Below are 20,630 nucleotides of genomic sequence, written 5' to 3'. Positions count from 1 at the left end.
GCACGACACCCGAACAACCGCACCCCTCTCCCGATGCGATCACCTCGATCAGCGAACACCAGTACACGTGTTCGCGTTCGCCCGGCTCCGCCGGGCAGGCCGTCAGGGCGCTCCGCGCCGCTGTCACAGGATGTGATTCCCACTCGGCGTGAACGCCGGACTCTCCTCGCAAGAGAGCAAGTAAGCGGGATGGTGTCCGCCATGCCCGACACTTGTCGGATGAACGACAAAGAGGCGGTCGAACAGCGGTGGGCGATGTTCCACCGCTGGGGGCCGGCCGGGTTGCTGACCGTCGGCACCCTGGTCGCCTCGGCGGCCGCCGACGCGGTCGGCATGACGAGCGAGAAGCGGTACGCCGCCGTCGGCGTGGTCGTGGCGGCCTTCGCCCTGGAGCTGTGCTGGGGGCGGGCCTCCCGTGCCCGGCCCGGCCCGTCGAAGGCGAGCGCCGCCTACTACGTCCTGCGCTGGGCGCTCGCCTTCACGCTCACATGGCTGAACCCGCTGTTCGCCTTCTACGCCTACATGGGCTACTTCGGTGCCGAACGGCTGCTGCCGCAACGGCTGTGCAAGGCAGGCCTGTTCGCCACGGCCGTGACCGTCGCAGGCTCCCAGTCGGGCGGACTGCCCCCGCGCGGGCAGATGGGCTGGGTCTTCTTCGGGGTCCTCCTCGCGGTGAACATCATGCTGCTCACGCTGTTCGCCCACCTTGCCGCGCTGGAGGACGGCCGGGCCCGGACCCAGGCCGACACCATCGCCGAACTGGAGCGCACCAACACGGCGTTGCAGCAGGCCCTCGACGAGAACGCCGCTCTGCACGCCCAACTCCTCGTCCAGGCCCGCGAGGCCGGGGTCGCCGACGAGCGCCGGCGGCTGGCCGCCGAGATCCACGACACCCTCGCCCAGGGCCTGACCGGCATCATCGCCCAGCTCCAGGTCGTCGCCGGCACACCGGACGAGGCCGTGGCGCGCGAGCACGTCGACCGCGCCCTCGGCCTCGCCCGGCACAGCCTGGGCGAGGCCCGCCGCTCCGTGCACAACCTCGCCCCCATGGCCCTCGACGGCAACGGCCTGCCCGAGGCGCTCAAGCGGACCGTCGCCGAGTGGGGCGAACGCGTCGGCGTGCGGGCCGACTTCACCGTCACCGGCACCGCCGAGCAACTGCACGACGAAGTCGCGGCCACCCTGCTGCGCATCACCCAGGAGGCCCTGTCCAACGCCGCCCGGCACGCCGGCGCCTCCCGCGTCGGCGTCACCCTGTCCTTCATGGGCGACGAGGTCGTGCTCGACATCCGCGACGACGGCCACGGCTTCGACCCCCTCGTCGTGCCCGAACGCACCCGCGCCGGCGGCTTCGGCCTCGAGGGCATGCGCGCCCGCGCGGAGCGCATCGCGGGCTCCCTCACGGTCGAGTCGGAGCCGGGGCACGGCACTGCGGTCTCGGCTCGCGTACCGTTGGTACGCCATGACCGATGACGCCGTGATCTCCCTGCTGATCGTCGACGACCATCCCGTCGTGCGCGACGGCCTGCGCGGCATGTTCGAGTCCGCGCCCGGATTCGCCGTCCTCGGCGAGGCGTCGGGCGGCGTGGAGGCCCTGGAGCGGGCTGCGGCGCTCGACCCGGACGTGATCCTGATGGACCTGCGCATGCCGGGCGGCTCGGGCGTGGACGCCATCCGCGAGCTGACCCGCCGCGCCGCCCGCGCCAAGGTGCTGGTCCTGACGACGTACGACACCGACTCCGACACCCTGCCCGCGATCGAGGCGGGCGCGACCGGCTACCTGCTCAAGGACGCCCCGCGCGACGAGCTGTTCACCGCCGTCCGCGCCGCCGCCGAGGGCCGCACGGTCCTCTCCCCGGCCGTGGCCTCCCGGCTGGTCTCCGCGGTCCGCGCGCCCGCCCCCGGCAACGAGCCGCTGTCCGCCCGCGAGCGCGAGGTGCTGGCCCTGGTCGCCAAGGGCACCTCCAACCGGGAGATCGCCCGCGAGCTGTTCATCAGCGAGGCCACCGTGAAGACCCACCTCACCCACCTGTACGCCAAGCTCGGCGTCAAGGACCGCGCGGCGGCGGTCGCGGTCGCGTACGACCGGGGCATCCTCGGCCGGGACCTCTCTATTCCGCCACCCTGAGCAGGAGTACGGACCTCGCCGGCACCGTGATCGCGGCGCCCGAGGCGTGCGCCACGCCCGGCGCCCGAGCCTGCTCCTCGCACGAGGTGTCCACGATCACCTCGTACCGCTGGGCCCACGGCGGTCCCGGCAGGACGAAGTCCACCGGGCGGTCCCCGGCGTGCAGCACCACCAGGAAGCTGTCGTCGACGATCGGGTCACCGCGCTCGTCGCGGCCCGGGATGTCCCGGCCGGACAGGTACATCCCCAGGGTGGCCGCGGGGGCGTACCAGTCCCCTTCCGTCATCTCCGTGCCGCACGGAGTGAACCAGGCCAGGTCCCGCAGCCCGTCCGCCGAGTGCGCGCGCCCCGAGAAGAACGCGCGGCGGCGCAGCACCGGATGCCGGTGGCGCAGCGCGATCAGACGGGCGGTCAGCTCCGCCAGCTCCCGCCAGCCGGGGTCCTCCAGCAGGCTCCAGTCCAGCCAGCCGGTCTCGTTGTCCTGGCAGTAGGCGTTGTTGTTGCCGCCCTGGGTGCGTCCCAGCTCGTCGCCCGCGACCAGCATCGGCACACCCGTCGACAGCAGCAGGGTGGTCATGAGGTTGCGCAGCTGCCCGCGCCGCAGCGCCCGCACCCGCTCGTCGTCCGTCTCGCCCTCCGCCCCGCAGTTCCAGGAGCGGTTGTCGTCGGTGCCGTCCCGGTTGCCCTCGCCGTTGGCCTCGTTGTGCTTGCGCTCGTAGGACACCAGGTCGCGCAGGGTGAAACCGTCGTGCGAGGTGACGAAGTTGACGGAGGCGTAGGGGCGGCGGCCGCCCCAGGCGTACAGGTCGCTGGAACCCGACAGCCGGTAGCCCATCTCCCGCACGTCCGGCAGCGCGTGCCGCCAGAAGTCCCGCACCGTGTCGCGGTAGCGGTCGTTCCACTCCGTCCACAGCGGCGGGAAGGCGCCCACCTGGTAGCCGCCCGAGCCGACGTCCCACGGCTCGGCGATCAGCTTGACCCGGCGCAGCACCGGGTCCTGCGCGATGACCGCGAGGAACGGCGAGAGCATGTCGACGTCGTGCATGGCGCGGGCCAGCGCGGCGGCGAGGTCGAAGCGGAAGCCGTCCACGCCCATCTCCGTCACCCAGTACCGCAGCGAGTCGGTGATCAGGCGCAGCACGTTCGGCTGCACCACGTGCAGGGTGTTGCCGCAGCCGGTGTAGTCGGCGTACCTGCGGGCGTCCGGCTGGAGGCGGTAGTAGCGCTGGTTGTCGATGCCCTTCAGGGACAGTGTCGGGCCGTACTCGCCGGCCTCCGCCGTGTGGTTGTAGACCACGTCGAGGATCACCTCGATACCGGCCGCGTGCAGCGCGCGCACCATCCGCTTGAACTCGCCCACCTGGGCCCCCGCGGTGCCGGAGGAGGCGTAGCCGGCGTGCGGGGCGAAGTAGCCGATCGAGTTGTAGCCCCAGTAGTTGCGCAGGCCGCGGCGCAGCAGATGGTCCTCGTGCGCGAACTGGTGCACCGGCAGCAGCTCCACCGCCGTCACGCCCAGCTTCACCAGGTGCTCGATCGCCGCCGGGTGGGCGAGACCGGCGTACGTCCCCCGCAGCTCCCCGGGGATCCCCGGGTGCAGCTTGGTGAAGCCGCGCACATGCAGTTCGTAGATCACCGAGTCCGCCCACGGCGTCCTGGGGCGGCGGTCGTCGGACCAGTCGTCGTCATCGTGGACCACGACGCCCTTGGGCACGTACGGCGCCGAGTCCCGCTCGTCGCGCACGGTGTCCGCGACCTGCTGGTCCGGCCAGTCGCGCACGTGCCCGTAGACCTCCGGCGGCAGCCGGAACTCACCGTCCACCGCGCGCGCGTACGGGTCGAGCAGCAGCTTCGCCGGGTTCCAGCGGGCGCCCGTCCACGGGTCCCAGCGGCCGTGCACCCGGTAGCCGTAGCGCTGCCCCGGCATGACGCCGGGCACGAAACCGTGCCAGGTCTCGTGCGTCAGCTCGGTCAGCGCGACCCTCGTCTCCTCCGCGTCCGGGCCCGGCCCGTCGAACAGGCACAGTTCGACCGCCTCCGCCCCGCCCGCCCACAGCGCGAAGCCGGTGCCCGCCGTCCCGTCCGGGCCGGCCCGGAAACGGGCGCCCAGCGGCGTCGGCGCACCCGGCCACACGGGCGCGACGGGGGGCGGCGCCGCGCGGTGCGCGCCGTTCACGGCGGCGGACGGCCGCCCCTCCTCGGTGGCGCGCCCGCCCGCCACCGCCTCCTGCTCGGCTGCGCTGGACACCAGGGCGGCCCCTCTTTTCGGCTGTGCGGCTCTGTGCGGCTCTTCCGGCTCGTGTCCGCCTCCGGCCCGCCCCCTGCGGCTGACCCCCGGTCGCGGCTCCCCGTCGCGCGGTTCTCCCCACTGTTCTGCCCAGAGCTTGCCTCGCACTCACGTTTCCCGGGGGCGGGCCGGTCATCGGGCGGCCCATGAGGCACGTAAGCGGGCGCGCACGGCGCACGGGGCGGCGCCGACCGCCGTACCGACGTGGGCGGCACCGGTTCGGCGAGGCCCGACTCGACTGCCCTCCAGGCCAGTTCCGGACCGGGGCCCCAAGTCGCCGCCGAACCACACCTGAAGGACGTCGAGGGGGAATGAATGACGGGCGGCGCGGTCAAGTGACCAAGTGGGGGCCGGCGTCGAGGCACGAGCGGCGTTGACGGGAGCTGTTGAACTTGGGACGGAACAGTGACAATTGCCTGACAACTCGCCTCTGACCTTGTGGTTAATATGCGCCAGGGCGCGTACGGCGCGCTGGGGTACGGGTCGGGCCGGCCCGGGGAGGGGAATACAAGTGAACGTGCGGCCGATATCGGGGGCGTCGGTGGATGCGCGAGGACGACGGGGAAGCAAGGGGCTGCTGGCGCTGGCCTCCGGCGTGCTGCTTCTCGCCGTCACCGCGTGCGGCGGAGGGGGCGCCCAGGGGCCGGCGTCCAGTGAGGGGAAGGGCAAGGGGTCCGAGACGGCCCGCAGCGAGCAGTCGCAGGCGGTCGTGACCATCGCGCCCGAGAACGGCGCCAAGTCCGTCGACACCAGCGGCGCCCTCAAGGTCGGTGCGACCAAGGGCAAGCTGACCCAGGTCGTCGTCAAGGACACCAAGGGCACCGCGATAGCCGGGCGGATCTCCGCCGACGGCTCCGCGTGGACCCCGGACATCCACCTGGCCGCCTCGACCAAGTACACGGTGCACGCCCTCGCCAAGGACTCCGAGGGCCGTGAGGCGGCCGAGGACTCCAGCTTCACCACACTGACGCCGCAGAACACCTTCGTCGGCTACTTCACTCCCGAGGACGGCTCCACCGTCGGCGTCGGAATGCCGTTCTCGCTCCGCTTCACCCGGGGCATCACGGCCCCGAAGGCCGTCGAGAAGGCGATCGAGATCAAGACCGAGCCGGCCGTCGAGGTCGCCGGCCACTGGTTCGGCAACGACCGCCTCGACTTCCGGCCCGAGCAGTACTGGAAGGCCGGCACCAAGGTCACCGTCACGCTCAACTTCGACGGCGTCGAGGGTCGCTCCGGCGTCTACGGCAAGCAGACCAAGACCGTCTCCTTCACCATCGGCCGCAACCAGGTCTCCGTGGTCGACGCCAAGAAGCACACGATGAAGGTCATGCGGGAGGGCAAGGTCGTCAAGACCCTCCCCATCACCGCGGGAGCGCCGGGCACCGCCACCTGGAACGGCCAGATGGTCATCACCGAGAAGCTCACGGTGACCCGCATGAACGGCGAGACGGTCGGCTTCGGCGGCGAGTACGACATCAAGGACGTCCCGCACGCCATGCGCCTGACCACCTCCGGCACCTTCATCCACGGCAACTACTGGGGCGGCGGCGCCTTCGGCAACTACAACGCCAGCCACGGCTGCATCGGCCTGCGCGACGTGCGCGGCGGCTACGACAGCGGGGTGCCGGCCGCCTGGTTCTTCAACCGCTCGATGGTCGGCGACGTGGTCGTCGTGAAGAACTCCCAGGACCGGACCGTCGCCCCGGACAACGGGATGAACGGCTGGAACATGTCCTGGGAGGACTGGAAGGCCTGACCTTTTCCCGACGGCTCCGCAGACGGCTCCGCCCGGTGTGATCGACCGCACCGGGCGGGTTGCCGTTAGCGCCGGTTAACCTGCATTCATGACCGTATCTCTGGAAGTCGCCGAGGGCGTCGGCACGCTGCGCCTGGACCGCCCGCCCATGAACGCGCTCGACGTCGCGACGCAGGACCGGATCAAAGAACTCGCCGAGGAGGCCACCCGCCGCGAGGACGTGCGCGCCGTGGTGATCTACGGCGGCGAGAAGGTGTTCGCGGCCGGCGCGGACATCAAGGAGATGCAGGTGATGGACCACGCGGCCATGGTCGTGCGGGCCCGCGCCCTGCAGGACTCCTTCACCGCCGTGGCCCGCATCCCCAAGCCGGTGGTCGCCGCGGTCACGGGCTACGCGCTGGGCGGCGGCTGCGAGCTCGCGCTCTGCGCGGACTACCGCATCGCCGCCGACAACGCCAAGTTCGGCCAGCCGGAGATCCTGCTCGGCCTCATCCCCGGCGCGGGCGGCACCCAGCGGCTGTCCCGGCTGATCGGTCCCTCCCGGGCCAAGGACCTCATCTTCACGGGCCGTCAGGTCAAGGCCGACGAGGCCCTCGCGCTCGGCCTGGTGGACCGCGTGGTCCCGGCCGCCGAGGTGTACGAGGCCGCGCACGCCTGGGCCGCCCGGCTCGCACAGGGACCCGCGATCGCGCTGCGCGCCGCCAAGGAGTCGATCGACGCCGGCCTGGAGACGGACCTCGAGACCGGGCTCGCCATCGAGCGCAACTGGTTCGCCGGCCTGTTCGCCACGGAGGACCGCGAGCGCGGCATGCGCAGCTTCGTCGAGGAGGGCCCCGGCAAGGCGAAGTTCCTGTGAATCCTCGCCCGTGGCCTTGCAATTGACGTGACGTCTGATTCGCGCCCCTCGGCGGGCGGTTTGTGGCAGCCTTGAGCCAGCCTTGAGCCTGCCTTGCCGAGGGAGCCGGTCGATTGCCTCCAACCGATCCGTCCGCCCAGGTCAACGGGGCCGCCGACGGACCCGACGTGCCACCGGCATATGCCGTTCGCATCCCGAGCGCCGAGGTCCCCCGAGGGGCGTATTCCGCCGGAACGCCTCCGCGGGCTGACGCGGACGGCCATGATGGGGGCATGGCGGGGCTGGAAGGCATCGAACAGCCGCGGGAACAGTCACGTGCGACCGCGGCGCGCTGGTCGCCCGCGGTCGAGGACGAACGGGCGCTCAAGGCCCTGGAGTTGTACGGCAATCCGACGGAGTCCGAGGTTCCGCTCCCGTCCCGCCCCGAATCCGCCGCAACCGCCCGCAGGCTCGCCCAGGTCGTCGTCCTGCGTCAGTGGGGACTGTCCCCGAAACTGGCCGAGGACACCGTTCTGCTCGTCTCCGAACTCGTCGGGAACGCCGTGCGGCACACCGGCGCCCGCGTCTTCGGCCTGCGGATGCGCCGCCGCCGCGGCTGGCTCCGCGTCGAGGTCCGCGACCCCTCCCGAGGGCTGCCCTGCCTGATGCCCGTGCAGGAGCTGGACATCAGCGGGCGCGGTCTGTTCCTCGTCGACAAGCTGTCCGACCGCTGGGGGGTCGACCTGCTGCCGCGGGGCAAGACGACATGGTTCGAGATGCGTGTGGCCGACCGCTGACCGCCCGAACCATCATGGCTGACTTACGCTCATCTCGTATCAATACGTGTGAATCACCCGTTTTCTTACCGTTCCCCTCTTAAATGGTGCGGGTGACCACGACCGATCGCCGCGGCGTGCTGCGGGCCGGTGCCGGGCTCGTCGCCGGGGGCGCGCTCGCCGCCGGCTGTTCCTCCACCGGCGCCGCCCCGTCCGCCACCGCATCCTCGGCCTCCGCCGCCGAGTCCGCGCCCGCCGGCACCCCGCAGGCCGCGCCCGCGCCGCGCCCCTTTCCCCGGCAGCCCGCGCAGATCACCCACGGCCCGCGCGACCGGCCCCGCGTCGCCCTCACCTTCCACGGCCAGGGCGACCCCGAGATCGCCCGCAGCCTGCTCACCGAGGCCGAGAAACACGGCGCCCGCCTCACCGTGCTCGCCGTCGGCACCTGGCTCGACCAGTATCCGCAGCTGGCCCGCCGGATCCTCGACGGCGGCCACGACCTCGGCAACCACACCCAGCACCATGTGGCCGTCAACGCCATGGCGGAGGCCGACGCCCGCGCGGAGATCACCGGCTGCGCGGACCGGCTGAAGCGGCTCACCGGCTCGATCGGCACCTGGTTCCGCCCCTCGCGCGCCCCGACCGCCTCCTCGCTGGTCCAGCGGCTGGCCCGGGCAGCCGGGTACCCGCACGTGCTGTCCTACGACGTCGACTCGCTCGACTACACCCGGCCCGGCGCCCCGGCCGTCACCCGCAAGGTCCTGGCGGAGGTCCGCAACGGATCCGTGGTGAGCCTGCACTTCGGATACCCGGACACGGTCACCGCCCTCCCCGACGTACTCACAGAACTCGACCGCCGCGGCCTCCACGCGGTCACCACCACGGAGCTGCTGAGCTGATGCCACCCACTTCCATCGCCCGGGCCCTGACCGCCGGCGCCGCCTGCCTCGCGCTCACCGCGCTGTCCGCCTGCACCGGCGGGGGCTCGAAGAACCACGCCGACGAACCCCTCGGCAGCAAGGAGCCCGCCCGGCCCGCGCAGCAGCAGGTAGCCGACGTGCTGCCCGGCATGCCGCCGGTCCTCGACCCGACCGACGTCTACTCCGCCGACCGCCCGGGCAAACTCTCCCCGGTGGTCAAGGACTTCCCGTCCCGTGTCTACGTCCCCAACACCAACTCCAACACCGTCACGGTCATCGACCCCGAGACGTACGAGGTCATCGAGACCATCCCGGTGGGCCGCCAGCCCCAGCACGTCGTGCCGTCCTGGGACCTGAAGACGCTGTGGGTCAACAACGACCTCGGCAACTCCCTGACCCCCATCGACCCGAGAACCGGCAAGGCGGGCAAGCCGGTCGACGTGCACGACCCGTACAACCTCTACTTCACGCCCGACGGAAAGTACGCCGTCGTCATGGCCTCCAAGGACCACCAGCTCGTCTTCCGCGACGCGCACACCATGAAGACGGTCAAGGCCGTCCCGGTCACCTGCGCCGGCGTCAACCACGCCGACTTCTCCCTGGACGGCCGCTACTTCATCGTCTCCTGCGAGTTCAGCGCCGAACTGCTCAAGGTCGACACCGCGAAGATGGAGGTCGTCGGACAGCAGAAGCTGGACTTCCGCGGCGCCATGCCGCAGGACGTGAAGATGTCGCCCGACGGCAAGAAGTTCTACGTCGCCGACATGGTGGCCAACGGGCTGTGGATCCTGAACGGCGACACCTTCGGCAAGCCGGGCTTCCTGCCCACCGGCAAGGGCGCCCACGGCCTGTACGTCAGCCGCGACTCCCGCGAGATGTACATCTCCAACCGCGGCGAGGGCACCATCTCCGTCTTCGACTTCGCCCAGGGCAAGTTGACCAAGAAGTGGCACCTTCCGCAGGGCGGCAGCCCCGACATGGGCGGCGTCTCCACCGACGGCAAGGTGCTGTGGCTGTCGGGCCGTTACAACTCCGAGGTGTACGCCATCGACACCCGGACCGGCGCCCAGCTCGCCCGCATCAAGGTCGGCAACGGTCCGCACGGCCTCGCGGTGTACCCCCAGCCGGGCCGCTACTCCCTGGGTCACACGGGCATCTTCCGCTGACCCGCGGCGGGTTGGCACCGGTCGGACCTGGCTTGGACACGCCGGGACCGGGTGACGATCCGCCGTCCGCCGCCGCGGAACCGGGATCGTGCTGCGCATGATCACCACTCGTCCGCGGCGGCGGACCACCGCCGCCCCGCTGTCCCTCTCCGCCGTCCTCGCCCCCACGGCCGCGACCGCCCCCACGGCCGCGGCCCCGGTACGGACCGCGGCTCGGGCCGCCGCCCCCGCCTGCCCCGGTCCGACGATCCGGTCAAGGCCGCGGCCGACCGCGACGTCGCCCGGCAGCACATCGTCGGCGCGTGGCCCGTGGACAGGACGACGAAGACCGAGATCCCGAACGGCTGCGAGAGCAACCCGCACTGCCGGCCGTGGCACTGATCCCCGCCACCGCCCACCACTCGCCTTGAGTCTCCAGCCGCTGGAGGGTCCACACTCGCGGACATGACCGAAGACGGCACCGGCCTTCTCACCATCGGCGAGCTGGCCCGGATCACCGGACTGACCGTACGCACCATCCGGTACTGGTCGGACGAGGGCGCCCTGCCCCCGGTGGCCCGCTCCACGGGCGGCTACCGCCTCTACGACGCGGCCTCCGTCGCCCGCCTGGAGCTGATCCGCACCCTGCGCGAGCTGGGCCTCGGCCTGGCCGACGTGCGCAGGGTGCTCGCGGGGGAGCGGACGGTCGCGGAGGTCGCGGCAGCCCACGTGGCCGCGCTGGACGCGCAGATCCGCTCCCTGAAGGTGACCCGGGCGGTGCTGTCGACCGTGGCCCGGCGCGGCTCGAGTGCGGAGGAGATGACCCTGATGAACAAACTGGCCCGGCTGTCGGCGGCCGAACGCAGGCGGATCATGGAGGAGTTCGTGGAGGAGATGTTCCACGGCCTCGACACCGCCGATCCCGAGATCCGGGAACGTATGCGGCGCACCGCGATGGACCTGCCCGAGGACCCGACACCCGAGCAGGTCGACGCCTGGGTGGAGCTGGCGGAGCTGGTGCGGGACCCGGAGTTCCGGGCCCGGATGCGCAGCGCGGCCGAGTTCAACGCCGCCGACCGCGGCCACGAGACGCCCGCCGGGGCGTCCATGTGGTTCGCCAAGCGGCTCGTCCAGCTGGCCGGCCAGGCCCTGGAACGCGGCCTGGCCCCGGAGGCCCCCGAAGCCGACGAGGTACTGGACGACCTTCTCGGCAACGCCGACCACGCGGCCGTCCTCGCACGCCTGGAGGCGTCCCACAACACCAGGCTCGCCCGCTACCGCGAGCTGCTGGCGACCCTGAAGGGCACGTCCGCTCCGACGTACGAGACGGAGTTCGCCTGGGTGATCGCCGCACTCCGCGCCCGCGTGAACGGCTGACAGCGGGGGCCGTACGGGCCCGGCGACGGTGTGGGGCGTCGCCGGGCCCGGCGGGGTGGTGCTACTTGAGGTAGACGATGCCGTCCGTGGTGACGGCGGGGCGGCCCGCGGTGCCGACGACCACGATCTTGATCGTGTGCTTCGCGCTGGTGGACCAGCTCTTGGTCCAGATCGCGTCACGGTACTTGGTCGTCGCCGACTTCAGGTCGACCGTGGCGGTCTTGGTGCCGTCGACGTAGATGTCCGCCTGCCCGGAGGTGGCGGCCCGGGAGACCAGCCAGGCCACGGAGCGGCCGGTGAAGGTCCAGGTCAGGGAGGCGTTCTTGGTCGAGCTGGTGGAGGAGGCGCCGCCCAGGTAGCTGGTCGAGGACTTGCTCGTCCAGGTGCCGGCCTTCGTCGCGGCCGTCTCCTGGACGATGACGGGGGTGCCGGACACGCTGGCCGTGCCGGTGTTGCCCGCCAGGTCGTACGCGGTCAGGGACCAGGTGGTCGCCGCACCCGGCTTGGCGGTGAGGCTCGCACCGGTCGCGGTCGGCCCGTACGTGGCGGCGGCCGGGGCGGTGAGCCTGACCTCCTTGAGGGCGGTGTTGTCGGCCGCCTTCCAGCTCAGGGTAACCGGGACCGCGGTGGTGCTCACCGTTCCCGCGCGCAGTGCCAGGGCCGGCTTGGTGGGGAAGGTGGGGGCGGTGGTTTCCGCGACGACCGTGGCCGCCGTGGAGGTGGCCGTCCTGCCGGACTGGTGGGTGGCGCGGACCTGCACCTGGTGGCTGCCCGGCGTCAGCGTGGCCTTGGCCGAGGTGGCGGTCCCCGCGGCCGTGGCCACCGGCTGTCCGTCGACCAGGAGTTCGTACGTGCCGATCAGCGCGGACGGTGTGGTGGCCGCCCAGTTCACGGTGATCGCGGCCTTGGTGTAGTACGTCGTGCCGGACAGCCCCGCTCCGGTGACGGACTTGATCGTCAGCCCGGTGACGGGACCGGCCGCCCAGGCGCGGACGGTGGGCAGCTTGGCGTAGTACGCGTTGCCGGGGCACTGGGTGTTGAAGTTGTCGCGGTGCCCGTGAATGGTCGGCAGGCTCAGCTTCCCGCCCTTGGCCCAGGTCTTGCCGGCGTAGCTGCGGCCGCTGTCACCCGCGGTGAGGGTGGTCGTGCCGGCCGGGTCCACGCCGTACTGCCCGAGCTTCCAGGCGGCGATCCTGGCGACCGAGGTCAGCGCGGCGTCGCTCGGCGCGACATCGGTGTAGGTGCCCAGGACGGAGATGCCGGCGGTCTCGGAGTTGAAGCCGTAGGCGTGGGCGCCCATCACCGGCCGGTCCACTCCGCCCTTGCGGCCCTCGTAGACCGTGCCGCACTTGTCGACCAGGAAGTTGTAGCCGACGTCTTTCCAGCCCAACTGCTTGACGTGGTACGCGTAGATGCCGCGGACGACCGCGGGGGCGTCGGCGCAGGTGTAGGTGTTGCTCTCGGCGGTGTGGTGGACCACCACCGCCTTGATCTTGCCACCGGGCAGGTAGTCGGGCGCCTCGGGACTGATCGACTCGTCGGCGCCCCACCCGGCCCGCGACACGATCGCCGGCCTGGGCGCGGTGGACGGGGGACCCGCGGGCGCGGTGGCACTGGGGCTGGGGGGTGTGGACGGGGGCTGGGAGGCCGGTGCGGAAGAACTCGGCGCCTGGCTCGGCGGGGTGGACTCGGCCGGGGTCTCGGACTCGGCCGGATCGGTGGTGGGATCGTCGCCGGCCGGAGTCTCGGCCGGCGGGGAGTCGGCCGGTTGACCCTCCGTGGGGTCGGGCGACTCGGACGGATCGTCGGGCGCGTCGACCTGGAAGGCCGCCGGCTCCATCGCTCCGGTGCCGTTCGCGGCGCCGGTGGCGCCCTTGCCGGGATCGACCATGTCCAGACGCAACCCGGCAGGCAGACGATCGGACGTACGGCCGCCCGCGGTGACCCGCACCTCCACTCCGTCGGAGGGCCCCACCCAGGCCGGTTCCGTACCGCCGCGCCGGGCGGCCGCCTCGCCCTGACCGCCACCACCGTCCAACCGCAGCCAGTCCGACCACTGACCGGATCCCACGGCACGGGTGCGGGCCTCGATCGTGCCCTCGACCCGTGCCGAGGGGTCGCTCCAGGTGATGCCGAGCATGCTGAACGGCTCGGTCCGCTCCTGCTTCAGAGAGGCCTTGGTGCCGTGCTCGGTCGTCGGCAGCTCGGCGGTGAGGGCCTGGCTTGTGACGGGACCCGGCTTGCCGTCACCATCAGCGGCGTTGCCCGGCTGGTCGGAGCCTGTGCTCAGTAAAAGCCCTCCGACAATTCCTGCCGTGGCCACGGCAGCCGTACCCCAGATGTAGCGAGGTCTACCCATAACGGATCAGCGATGTCCTTCGTGAGGAGCGAGGGGGGTGGAAACGCCGCACCGCCAGGGCGGGACGACTCACCCAGCAGACCCGCAAGATCCGTCAACGGTTGTGTGATCACGCTGAAAATCGCCAAGTGATGCAGGCCACTCGATCGGCGGCTCATCGCCTCGGTCAGGACGTCTCCGTGGCGAAGAGCCGGTCAAGCGCCCTGCGCCCACTCGTTGAGCGCCGCCTTGCCGGAGAAGTTCGCCACGTCCTTGTCCACCGGGTCGTCGGTGTACTGGTGGAAGAGCCACTTGGCCTTGATCCGGGGCTGCCCCGCGGCGACGTAGTCGGCGATCCACAGGCCGTCGCCCGCGTAGGAGGTGGTGTCGATGTTCAGCCAGAAGTCCCTGTTCGTGTAGAGCACGACCCGGTTGTGCGGGCGCAGGGCCTTGACCTTGCGGATGAACGCGTCCTTCTCCGCGTTGCTCGCGTGCGTGCCCTCGCCCGTCGTCTCCCAGTCGACGGCGAGGACGTCGCCGGCCTTCTCGGGTGCGTGGGAGACGAAGTACTCCGCCTGCGCGGTGATGTTGCCCGGCCACAGGAAGTGGTAGAAGCCGACCACGAGACCGGCGTCGCGGCCGTGCTTGGTCTGGGCGCTGAGCTTGGAGTTGACGTACGAACGGCCCTCCGTCGCCTTGATGAAGACGAAGGAGAGGCCGCTCGTGCCGTAGGTGGAGGACTGGTAGGCGCTCACGTCGATGCCCTGCAGCATGCACACTCCCTGAAGGTGCCGTGGGGGAGGAGTCATTGGTTGGGTTCTGCCCCGCAACTGGTACGGACGATCCCTTCAGGGCGTTCGAACATCAGCTCCGGGGGACCACCGAACCCAGTACGGCGGCAGGCTTGGCCGACCAGTCCGAGGTGATCACGCTGGCGTGGTGCCCGGCCAGGAGGGAGAGGCGGGCGGCCACCTCGGCGTCCGTGGGGGCGGTCGAGGAGATCGCCGGGGCCACGCCGGCCGCGTCCGTCGTGATCAGGATGTAGTGGTTCCGGGCGTAGAAGGACGTGTCGTAGCCCTGGCCGACGTAGGTCGCCGCGTCGCCGTCGAAGAACACGAACCAGGGGCGGATCGAGGCGTCGTAACGGCTCGCGCGCGGGTCGCCGGCGGCGGCGCCGAGCACGGCGGGGAAGGCCTGGGCGGAGGTGATGGTCCCGGCCGCGTACAGGTCGCGCAGGTGGTCGCCGTACTCCTGGTCGGTCCAGTAGTGGTCGAAGGGGTTGGCCTGCTCCACCGTGCCGGGGATCAGCTCGAAGAGGACCTTGCCGGTCAGGGCGTCCCGGGACGGCCAGGCGTCGGCCTTCGCGGCCGCGTCCAGCGAGGGGTGTTTCCCGCCCAGCAGGTCCGACGGCTTGTAGACCATGTCGCCGAGCTTCTGCCGGACCAGGGTGTCGAACGCGGCGGGCCCGAGGCCGAGGGTGTTGTTGAAGCCGTTCTTCATCTCCATCTTGAAGACGATCGGCCGGTGGTCGGGGTGCAGCTGATGCCAGGCGGCGATGTTGTCCAGGCAGCTTCCGAGGTCCTGGTTGCGGCTCCTGCCGTACAGCTCGCCGGGGGTCTTCGCGGCCTCGCAGTTGTTGTCGTTGCCCAGCGGATTGCTGTGGCTGACCCGCCAGCGCCGGGTCAACGGGTCGGTGTAGACGTCGATTTCGAGCAGCGAGGCGCCGGAGTCCAGCGCCTGCGCGAAGTACGTGTACTTGGCCTTCTCGTACGCGTTGTGCGTACCGATCGCCGTCGTCCCCGAGAACGTCGGCTCCGCCGCACGGGCGTTGCCGGGAACCGCCGTCAGCAGCGCGACGGCACCCAGTAAGGCTGCCGGTCCTCTCGTCCCACGCATGGCCAACTCCCTTTGTTCGTAGTTGAGTTGAGCGGAAGCGTAGGGAACGACGGTTACCGTGCGGTAGCCCCCGGGGGAACAGGTTCGCACGAGGGCCGGATCCCCGGACCGGCGGCGATTGCTATCGTGCGGTCGCGGAGTGAGCCGTACGCAGAGGAAACGGGGGACGGGCCATGGGGCTGATGGACCGTATACGTGGTGAGTTCATCGACATCGTCGAGTGGACCGACGACAGCCGCGACACCATCGTCTGGCGCTTCCCGCGCTACGAGAACGAGATCAAGATGGGCGCCAAGCTCGTCGTCCGCGAGTCGCAGACGGCGGTCTTCGTCAACGAGGGGCAGATCGCCGACGTCTTCACGCCCGGCACCTACACCCTGGAGACGCAGAACCTGCCGGTGCTGTCCACCCTGAAGGGCTGGAAGTACGGCTTCCACTCGCCCTTCAAGGCCGAGGTCTACTTCGTCACGACCCGCCAGTTCACCGACCTCAAGTGGGGCACCCAGAACCCCGTCATCGTCCGCGACCCCGAGTTCGGCATGGTCCGGCTGCGGGCCTTCGGCGCCTTCGCCGCCCGTGTCGTGGACGCCGCCGCGCTGCTGCGCGAACTGGCCGGCACCGACCCGCAGTTCCGCACCGAGGAGGTGCAGGAGTACCTGCGGCAGCTGATCGTCGGCCGGCTGGCCACCGCCCTGGCCACGGCCGGGGTGCCGATGCTGGACCTGGCCACCCGGCAGGACGGGCTCGGCGCCAGGCTGGCGGGCGCCCTCACCGAGGAGCTGGCCCCGGTCGGCATCGCCGTCCCCAAGTTCATCATCGAGAACATCTCGCTGCCGCCCGAGGTCGAGGCCGCCGTCGACGCCCGCTCCCGGATGGGGATCGTGGGCGACCTCGACCAGTACACCCAGCTCCAGGCGGCCGACGCGATCGGCGACGCCGCGCGCAACCCCGGCGCCGCGGGCGAGGGCGTCGGACTGGGTGTCGGCATGGCCCTAGGCCGGCGCATGGCGGAGGGTCTCGCCCCGCAGCAGCCCCCCGCCGCAGCGGCCCCCTCGCCCGCCGCCACCCCGCCGCCGCTGCCCCAGCAGCAGTGGTTCATCGGCGTCGGCGGCGCCCAGCAGGGCCCGTACGACAGTGCCGCGCTGACCGGCCTGATCGGCGCCGGCACCCTCACCCGGACCACCCTGGTCTGGCAGAACGGCATGTCCGGCTGGCTCCCCGCCGAACAGGTCCCGGAGGTCGAACGCCTCTTCGGCAGCGTCCCGCCGCCGCTGCCGCCCCAGGCCTGAGCGGGCGGGGACGACCACCATGACCGAGGACCAGGCCACCGCCGCCTCCGCCCGCTCGTACCCGTGCGAGGCCTGTGGCGCCACCGTGGAGTACGCCCCGGGGACCGACGCGCTGCGCTGCCCCTACTGCCGGCACCAGCAGGCCATCGTGCCCGTCCCGCGGGCGGTGCGGGAGCATCCGATCCAGGAACTGGCGGCCCTCCCCGCCAAACCGCAGGCCGGGCCCGGCTCCGTGAACACCTTCGTCTGCCCGGGCTGCGGGGCCCGCACGGAGAGCAACACGCTCTCCGTGCGGTGCCAGTTCTGCGCCACGCCCCTGGTGGCCGACGCCAACGCCACCGAGCGGGTCGTCCCCGAGGCCGTCGTCCCCTTCGGGCTGGACCGGGACGCGGCCCGGGACGCGCTGCGCGCGTGGACGTCCTCCCGCTGGTTCGCCCCCAAGGACCTGAAGAAGGTCACCGAGGCGGAGTCCTTCAAGGGCAGCTACCTGCCGCACTGGACGTACGACGCGGCCACCGACTCCAGCTACCGGGGCCGGCGCGGTGAGTACTACTACGAGACCGTGACGCGCACCGTCACCGAGAACGGCGAGACCCGCACCGTGACCGAGCAGGTGCGGCACACCCGCTGGTACCCGGCCTCCGGAACGGTCTCCCGGGACTTCGACGACGTCCTGGTGCCGGGCACCGGCCACGTCACCGCCAAGCAGCTGGACAAGCTCACGCCCTGGCCGCTGGAGGAGGCCAGGCCCTACCAGGAGGAGTACCTGGCGGGCTTCCAGACGGTGCGCTACGACATCGAGCCCGAGGCCGGCCTGGAGACGGCCAAGCAGCGGATGGCCGAGGTCATCGAGGGCGACTGCCGCAGGGACATCGGGGGCGACGAGCAGCGGGTCGAATCGGTCGACACCCGCTACTCCGACGTCACCTTCAAGCTGATGCTGCTCCCGGTGTGGTTCCTCACCTACCTCCACGCCGGGCGGACCTGGCAGGTCACGGTGAACGCCCGCACCGGCGAGGTGGTCGGCGAGCGCCCGTACAGCACCGGCAAGATCGTCGCCGCCTCGCTCGTGGCGCTCGCGGTCGTCGCGCTGATCGTCTGGCTGAGCGTCAGGAGGTAGCGGCCCGTACGGCGGCACGGGCCGGACCACGTCAGCACTCGATGATGTTCACCGCGAGCCCGCCCCGGGCCGTCTCCTTGTACTTCACCGACATGTCCGCGCCGGTCTCCTTCATGGTCTTGATGACCTTGTCGAGGGAGACCTTGTGGGAGCCGTCGCCCCGCATGGCCATACGGGCGGCGGTGACGGCCTTGACCGCGGCCATGCCGTTGCGTTCGATGCAGGGGATCTGGACCAGGCCGCCCACGGGGTCGCAGGTGAGGCCGAGGTTGTGCTCCATGCCGATCTCGGCGGCGTTCTCGACCTGCTCGGGCGTGCCGCCCAGGACCTCGGCGAGGGCGCCCGCCGCCATCGAGCAGGCGGAGCCGACCTCGCCCTGGCAGCCGACCTCGGCGCCGGAGATGGAGGCGTTCTCCTTGAAGAGCATGCCGATCGCGCCGGCGGCGAGCAGGAAGCGGACCACGCCGTCCTCGTCCGCGCCGGGGATGAAGTTGATGTAGTAGTGCAGGACCGCCGGGATGATGCCGGCCGCGCCGTTGGTCGGGGCGGTGACCACTCGGCCGCCGGCCGCGTTCTCCTCGTTCACCGCCATCGCGTAGAGGGTGATCCACTCCATCGCGCGGGCCGTCGCGTCGCCCTCGGCGCGCAGCTGGCGGGCGGTGACGGCCGCGCGGCGGCGCACCTTCAGACCGCCCGGCAGGATGCCCTCGCGGGAGAGGCCGCGCCGCACGCACGCCTGCATCACCCGCCAGATCTCCAGCAGGCCCTCGCGGATCTCCTCCTCGGTGCGCCAGGCCCGCTCGTTCTCCAGCATCAGGGAGGAGATCGACAGGCCCGTCTCCTTCGTCAGGCGCAGCAGCTCGTCGCCCGAGCGGAAGGGGTGCTTCAGCACCGTGTCGTCGAGCTTGATGCGGTCGGCGCCCACCGCCTCCTCGTCCACGACGAAGCCGCCGCCCACCGAGTAGTACGTCTTGGCCAGCAGCTCGGCGCCGGAGGCGTCGTACGCCCACAGGGTCATGCCGTTGGCGTGGTAGGGGAGCGCCTTGCGGCGGTGCAGGACCATGTCGTCGTCGTAGGAGAACGCGATCTCGTGCTCGCCGAGCAGGCTCAGCCGGCCGGAGGTCCTGATCGTCTCGACCCGCTCGTCGGCGGTCTCCACGTCCACCGTGCGCGGGGAGGCGCCCTCCAGGCCGAGCAGCACCGCCTTCGGCGTGCCGTGGCCGTGGCCCGTGGCGCCGAGGGAGCCGTACAGCTCGGCGCGGACCGAGGCGGCCCGCTCCAGCAGGTCCTCGTTGCGCAGCCGGCGGGCGAACATGCGGGCCGCCCGCATCGGGCCGACCGTGTGGGAGCTCGACGGGCCTATGCCGATCGAGAACAGGTCGAAGACCGAGATGGCCACGGTGACTCCTCAAGACGGGGTGGTGCTGGGGGTGCCAGGGGCGGGGCGCCGCGCACGGGCCGGGTTCTCCGGCCCGCACACGGCACTCCTCGGAACGGGACTTACTTGTTCAGACCCGAGTACAGCGGGTGCTTGTCGGCCAGGGTGCGCACCCGGGCCTTGAGGGCCTCCGCGTCGTAGGACGGCTTCAGCGCCTCGGCGATCACGTCCGCGACCTCGGTGAAGTCCTCGGTCGTGAAACCACGGGTGGCCAGGGCCGGCGTGCCGATCCTGAGGCCCGAGGTGACCATCGGCGGGCGGGGGTCGTTCGGGATCGCGTTGCGGTTGACGGTGATCCCGATCTCGTGGAGGCGGTCCTCGGCCTGCTGACCGTCCAGCTCGGAGTCACGCAGGTCGACCAGGACCAGGTGCACGTCCGTGCCGCCGGACAGCACGTCCACGCCGACCGCCCGGACGTCGTCCCGGACCAGGCGCTCGGCCAGGATGCGGGCGCCCTCCAGGGTACGGCGCTGGCGCTCCTTGAACTCCTCGCTCGCGGCGACCTTGAAGGACACCGCCTTGGCGGCGATCACGTGCTCCAGCGGGCCGCCCTGCTGACCGGGGAAGACCGCGGAGTTGATCTTCTTCGCCAGCTCGGCGGTGGACAGGATCACGCCGCCGCGGGGGCCGCCCAGTGTCTTGTGGGTGGTGGTGGTGACCACGTGGGCGTGCGGCACCGGGTTCGGGTGCAGGCCCGCGGCCACCAGGCCGGCGAAGTGCGCCATGTCGACCATGAGGTACGCGCCGACCTCGTCCGCGATCCGGCGGAACGCGGCGAAGTCCAGCTGCCGCGGGTACGCGGACCAGCCGGCCACGATCAGCTTCGGCTTGGACTCCTTCGCCAGCCGCTCCACCTCGGCCATGTCGACCAGGCCGTCCTCGCCCACGTGGTAGGCGACGACGTCGTAGAGCTTGCCGGAGAAGTTGATCTTCATGCCGTGGGTCAGGTGCCCGCCGTGGGCGAGGTTCAGACCCATGATCGTGTCACCGGGCTTGAGCAGCGCGAACATCGCGGCCGCGTTCGCCTGCGCGCCGGAGTGCGGCTGCACGTTGGCGTGCTCGGCGCCGAACAGCTCCTTGATGCGGTCGATGGCGATCTGCTCGACCACGTCGACGTGCTCGCAGCCGCCGTAGTAGCGGCGGCCGGGGTAGCCCTCGGCGTACTTGTTGGTGAGGACCGAGCCCTGCGCCTCCATGACCGCCACCGGGGCGAAGTTCTCGGAGGCGATCATCTCCAGCGTGGACTGCTGGCGGTGCAGCTCGGCGTCGACCGCGGCGGCAACGTCCGGGTCGAGCTCGTGCAGGGGTGTGTTGAGAACAGTCATGTG

Annotated in this window: 16 protein-coding genes; 10 read left to right on the top strand and 6 right to left on the bottom strand. The window is 71.4% G+C overall.

The window, feature by feature from the left end; all coding sequences use genetic code 11:
* The first annotated feature begins 219 nt into the window (after positions 1 to 219).
* Together TNCT6_RS08545 and TNCT6_RS08540 are read left to right on the top strand one after the other, a co-directional pair.
* Positions 220 to 1,473 (top strand): sensor histidine kinase, encoded by a 1,254-nt coding sequence (locus TNCT6_RS08545; RefSeq protein WP_141358199.1) that lies wholly within the window; start codon positions 220 to 222, stop codon positions 1,471 to 1,473.
* Complete coding sequence (locus TNCT6_RS08540) at positions 1,463 to 2,128, top strand: response regulator transcription factor (RefSeq protein ID WP_141358197.1); 666 nt, start codon at positions 1,463 to 1,465, stop codon at positions 2,126 to 2,128. Before TNCT6_RS08545 ends, TNCT6_RS08540 begins: the two co-directional genes overlap by 11 nt.
* Here TNCT6_RS08540 and glgX read toward each other — a convergent pair.
* Complete coding sequence (glgX, locus tag TNCT6_RS08535; RefSeq protein WP_141358195.1) at positions 2,112 to 4,373, bottom strand: glycogen debranching protein GlgX; 2,262 nt, start codon at positions 4,371 to 4,373, stop codon at positions 2,112 to 2,114. The genes TNCT6_RS08540 and glgX overlap by 17 nt on opposite strands.
* Before the next feature lie 550 nt (positions 4,374 to 4,923).
* Between glgX and TNCT6_RS08530 the strand changes: the two genes are divergently transcribed.
* The 6 genes from TNCT6_RS08530 (at position 4,924) to TNCT6_RS08500 (ending at position 11,221) form a co-directional block, all read left to right on the top strand.
* Positions 4,924 to 6,168, top strand: a complete 1,245-nt coding sequence (locus tag TNCT6_RS08530; RefSeq protein ID WP_172632835.1) for an Ig-like domain-containing protein — start codon at positions 4,924 to 4,926, stop codon at positions 6,166 to 6,168.
* An 88-nt stretch (positions 6,169 to 6,256) separates the two neighbouring features.
* Positions 6,257 to 7,024 (top strand): enoyl-CoA hydratase/isomerase family protein, encoded by a 768-nt coding sequence (locus TNCT6_RS08525; RefSeq protein WP_141358193.1) that lies wholly within the window; start codon positions 6,257 to 6,259, stop codon positions 7,022 to 7,024.
* Positions 7,025 to 7,296: 272 nt separating this feature from the next.
* Positions 7,297 to 7,800, top strand: a complete 504-nt coding sequence (locus tag TNCT6_RS08520; protein WP_172632834.1) for an ATP-binding protein — start codon at positions 7,297 to 7,299, stop codon at positions 7,798 to 7,800.
* Between the two features lie 83 nt (positions 7,801 to 7,883).
* A complete protein-coding gene (locus tag TNCT6_RS08515) occupies positions 7,884 to 8,678 on the top strand; it encodes a polysaccharide deacetylase family protein (RefSeq protein WP_141358186.1) in 795 nt (264 codons plus the stop codon).
* Positions 8,678 to 9,865, top strand: a complete 1,188-nt coding sequence (locus TNCT6_RS08510; protein WP_141358184.1) for a YncE family protein — start codon at positions 8,678 to 8,680, stop codon at positions 9,863 to 9,865. The genes TNCT6_RS08515 and TNCT6_RS08510 overlap by 1 nt, the downstream gene beginning before the upstream one ends.
* Before the next feature lie 444 nt (positions 9,866 to 10,309).
* Positions 10,310 to 11,221, top strand: coding sequence for a MerR family transcriptional regulator (locus tag TNCT6_RS08500; RefSeq protein WP_141358182.1), 912 nt, complete (start codon positions 10,310 to 10,312; stop codon positions 11,219 to 11,221).
* Between the two features lie 61 nt (positions 11,222 to 11,282).
* On the opposite strand, the gene TNCT6_RS08495 is transcribed toward TNCT6_RS08500, so the two are convergent.
* The 3 genes from TNCT6_RS08495 to TNCT6_RS08485 form a co-directional block, all read right to left on the bottom strand.
* A complete protein-coding gene (locus tag TNCT6_RS08495; protein ID WP_141358180.1) occupies positions 11,283 to 13,580 on the bottom strand; it encodes an N-acetylmuramoyl-L-alanine amidase in 2,298 nt (765 codons plus the stop codon).
* A 194-nt stretch (positions 13,581 to 13,774) separates the two neighbouring features.
* The gene (locus TNCT6_RS08490; RefSeq protein ID WP_141358178.1) at positions 13,775 to 14,332 is read right to left on the bottom strand and encodes a glycoside hydrolase family 25 protein; all 558 of its coding nucleotides are present in this window, start codon (positions 14,330 to 14,332) and stop codon (positions 13,775 to 13,777) included.
* A gap of 91 nt (positions 14,333 to 14,423) precedes the next feature.
* Entirely contained in the window at positions 14,424 to 15,455 is a 1,032-nt protein-coding gene (locus TNCT6_RS08485) for a phosphatidylinositol-specific phospholipase C domain-containing protein (protein WP_172632833.1), read from the bottom strand.
* Positions 15,456 to 15,637: 182 nt separating this feature from the next.
* Between TNCT6_RS08485 and TNCT6_RS08480 the strand changes: the two genes are divergently transcribed.
* Together TNCT6_RS08480 and TNCT6_RS08475 are read left to right on the top strand one after the other, a co-directional pair.
* Positions 15,638 to 16,744, top strand: a complete 1,107-nt coding sequence (locus TNCT6_RS08480) for an SPFH domain-containing protein (protein ID WP_253266055.1) — start codon at positions 15,638 to 15,640, stop codon at positions 16,742 to 16,744.
* Positions 16,745 to 16,763: 19 nt separating this feature from the next.
* A complete protein-coding gene (locus tag TNCT6_RS08475) occupies positions 16,764 to 17,864 on the top strand; it encodes a hypothetical protein (protein WP_141358174.1) in 1,101 nt (366 codons plus the stop codon).
* Between the two features lie 31 nt (positions 17,865 to 17,895).
* Here the strand turns inward: TNCT6_RS08475 and TNCT6_RS08470 are convergent, their stop codons facing one another.
* Both TNCT6_RS08470 and glyA read right to left on the bottom strand, forming a co-directional pair.
* Positions 17,896 to 19,263, bottom strand: coding sequence for an L-serine ammonia-lyase (locus tag TNCT6_RS08470; RefSeq protein ID WP_141358172.1), 1,368 nt, complete (start codon positions 19,261 to 19,263; stop codon positions 17,896 to 17,898).
* Positions 19,264 to 19,364: 101 nt separating this feature from the next.
* On the bottom strand, positions 19,365 to 20,627 hold the full coding sequence (glyA, locus tag TNCT6_RS08465) for a serine hydroxymethyltransferase (RefSeq protein WP_141358170.1): 1,263 nt from the start codon (positions 20,625 to 20,627) through the stop codon (positions 19,365 to 19,367).
* Between the last annotated feature and the right edge of the window lie 3 nt (positions 20,628 to 20,630).

This window comes from Streptomyces sp. 6-11-2 (assembly GCF_006540305.1).
Classification (GTDB): Bacteria; Actinomycetota; Actinomycetes; order Streptomycetales; family Streptomycetaceae; genus Streptomyces.
The sequence above is the reverse complement of the archived record's forward strand: the minus strand, read 5'-3'. Positions and strand labels throughout refer to the sequence as shown.

What these genes read in the sequence shown, in the direction of transcription:
- TNCT6_RS08490 (WP_141358178.1), bottom strand. Translation starts at nt 14,332, where the DNA reads ATGCTGCAGGGCATCGACGTGAGCGCCTACCAGTCCTCCACCTACGGC.
- TNCT6_RS08520 (WP_172632834.1), top strand. Translation starts at nt 7,297, where the DNA reads ATGGCGGGGCTGGAAGGCATCGAACAGCCGCGGGAACAGTCACGTGCG.
- TNCT6_RS08475 (WP_141358174.1), top strand. Translation starts at nt 16,764, where the DNA reads ATGACCGAGGACCAGGCCACCGCCGCCTCCGCCCGCTCGTACCCGTGC.
- TNCT6_RS08500 (WP_141358182.1), top strand. Translation starts at nt 10,310, where the DNA reads ATGACCGAAGACGGCACCGGCCTTCTCACCATCGGCGAGCTGGCCCGG.
- TNCT6_RS08480 (WP_253266055.1), top strand. Translation starts at nt 15,638, where the DNA reads ATGGACCGTATACGTGGTGAGTTCATCGACATCGTCGAGTGGACCGAC.
- TNCT6_RS08485 (WP_172632833.1), bottom strand. Translation starts at nt 15,455, where the DNA reads ATGCGTGGGACGAGAGGACCGGCAGCCTTACTGGGTGCCGTCGCGCTG.
- TNCT6_RS08545 (WP_141358199.1), top strand. Translation starts at nt 220, where the DNA reads ATGAACGACAAAGAGGCGGTCGAACAGCGGTGGGCGATGTTCCACCGC.
- TNCT6_RS08495 (WP_141358180.1), bottom strand. Translation starts at nt 13,580, where the DNA reads ATGGGTAGACCTCGCTACATCTGGGGTACGGCTGCCGTGGCCACGGCA.
- TNCT6_RS08540 (WP_141358197.1), top strand. Translation starts at nt 1,463, where the DNA reads ATGACCGATGACGCCGTGATCTCCCTGCTGATCGTCGACGACCATCCC.
- TNCT6_RS08525 (WP_141358193.1), top strand. Translation starts at nt 6,257, where the DNA reads ATGACCGTATCTCTGGAAGTCGCCGAGGGCGTCGGCACGCTGCGCCTG.
- TNCT6_RS08510 (WP_141358184.1), top strand. Translation starts at nt 8,678, where the DNA reads ATGCCACCCACTTCCATCGCCCGGGCCCTGACCGCCGGCGCCGCCTGC.
- TNCT6_RS08515 (WP_141358186.1), top strand. Translation starts at nt 7,884, where the DNA reads ATGGTGCGGGTGACCACGACCGATCGCCGCGGCGTGCTGCGGGCCGGT.
- glyA (WP_141358170.1), bottom strand. Translation starts at nt 20,627, where the DNA reads ATGACTGTTCTCAACACACCCCTGCACGAGCTCGACCCGGACGTTGCC.